The following is a 509-nucleotide window of genomic DNA, read 5'->3' on the forward strand; positions in this document are numbered from 1 at the left end:
GGAGGGGGCGGGACGGTGGGAGAGGGGCTCCACGGCCGTGCGGCCAGGGCCGCGTCGGCAGCCGGGGTCCCCCGCCCCGGGCTAAGGGCAACCCGGGGCAGGGGGCAGCAGGGTCAGGGCGTGGACTTCGCGTCCGGCGCGGTGCCGTCGTCCGCGACCAGGTGACACGACACCTCGCGCCCGTCGGGCAGCACCCTGAGCATGGGCGCCTCCGTCCGGCACCGCTCCGTCGCCAGCGGGCACCGCGTGTGGAAGTGGCAGCCGGGCGGCGGGTCCAGCGGGCTGGGCAGGTCGCCGCCGAGCACGATGCGGCTGCGCTCGCGCTGCTCCTGCGGGTCCGGCACCGGCGCGGCCGACAGCAGCGCCTGCGTGTACGGGTGCTTGGGATCCGCGAACAGCTCGACGGCCGGGGCCAGTTCGACGATCCGCCCGAGGTACATCACGGCGATCCGGTCGGCCAGGTACTCGACCGCCGCCAGGTCGTGGGTGATGAACAGGCAGCCGAAGCC

At 75.8% G+C, this 509-nt stretch carries 1 protein-coding gene; it reads right to left on the reverse strand.

What is annotated here, in order from left to right:
* Nucleotides 1-113 precede the first annotated feature (113 nt).
* A partial coding sequence (locus GTW43_RS17540; RefSeq protein WP_161302963.1) for an ABC transporter ATP-binding protein occupies nucleotides 114-509 on the reverse strand: 396 nt, incomplete at its 5' end.

Origin of the sequence: Streptomyces sp. SID5785 (genome assembly GCF_009870065.1) — a bacterium.
In the GTDB taxonomy this organism is placed as follows: Bacteria; Actinomycetota; Actinomycetes; order Streptomycetales; family Streptomycetaceae; genus Streptomyces.